Here is a 1,128-nt window from a genome sequence, read left to right as displayed (position 1 = left end):
AGATGTTTATAAGAGAAAGGGGTGGGGGCCAAGGGGTGATCGCAACGGCCGATTATCGGCTGCGGCCCTGCGCCGGGGTGAGCTGCTGGGCGGCGGCACCGAGCAGAAAGCCATCGCGGAAGGCATCCCCGGGGGCCGTGCCGCGTTTGAGGGCGGCCTCCACCTCCAGCAGCCGTGCCAGCAGGGCCAGGAAGCGGGAGCTGGGAATCCCCCTGATCTGTTTGCGCATCACATAGATGCGGCGCGGATTGCCGATGCCGGCGGCCTTGGCGATCGCGGCCACGTCCTGCTCACCGCGCTGATCCAGCAGGCACACCCACAGCCAGCCCCGGATCTGGCTGGAGAGGGTGGCCACGATGCGCAGCGCCGGTTCGCCCGCCTCGATCAGGGCATCCAGCAGGGCGATCGCCTCCGCGGGCCGTTCCTGCAGCAGGGCATCGCCCACGGCCAGGGCGCTGGTGCTCTGGCCCCCCACCAGCGCCTGCACAGCCTCCACGCTGATCGCCCTGTCGGCCTGGGGTGCTGCCGAGCCGGCCGGCGCGCTCTGGCAGTAGAGCGCCAGCTTTTCCAGCTCACTGGCCAGCCGGGCGCTGTCGCTGCCGATGGCCTCGCTGAGGGCCTCGGCGGCACGGGGCTGCAGCTGCAGGCCCAGCTCCCTGGCCGTGCGCTGCACCAGCTCCAGCTGGCCGGCTCCATCCCAGATCGCCGGCAGGGGGAAGCCCTGCTCCTCGGCCTGCCCCTGCTTCACCAGCTTCTGCAGCGCCTTGGTGGTGCGCAGGCGACCATCGGGTTTGGCCGTGTTCACCAGCAGCAGATGGCAGTGGTCCGGCACCAGCGGCAGGGTGGCCTCAAGCTGATCGGCCAGCTCGGCGGGGCACTGGTTGCAGAACGGACTGCGCTGCAGCAGCACCAGCCGCGCCCCTGCCCCCAGGGGAGCGGTACGCGCCTCCTCCAGGGCCTGGGCCGCCTGGGCGGGATCCTGGCCATCCAGGCGGCTGAGGTTGATCGAGGCCCAGGCGGGGTCCACCAGCCGGGCGATCAGGCCATCCACGGCCCGGCCCCGGGCGGCGTCGTCATCGCCCCAGAGCAGGTGGATCGGCATGGCGGCGGGGGTGCATAGGGTTGGGG

General features: G+C 71.6%; 1 protein-coding gene. It reads right to left on the bottom strand.

All coding sequences use genetic code 11. The features are described from left to right. Positions 1 to 52: 52 nt before the first annotated feature. A complete protein-coding gene (holA, locus tag IQ216_RS13895; RefSeq protein WP_193815937.1) occupies positions 53 to 1,102 on the bottom strand; it encodes a DNA polymerase III subunit delta in 1,050 nt (349 codons plus the stop codon). Positions 1,103 to 1,128 lie beyond the last annotated feature (26 nt).

It is taken from the genome of Cyanobium sp. LEGE 06143 (assembly GCF_015207535.1).
Taxonomy (GTDB): Bacteria; Cyanobacteriota; Cyanobacteriia; order PCC-6307; family Cyanobiaceae; genus NIES-981.
The sequence above is the reverse complement of the archived record's forward strand: the minus strand, read 5'-3'. Positions and strand labels throughout refer to the sequence as shown.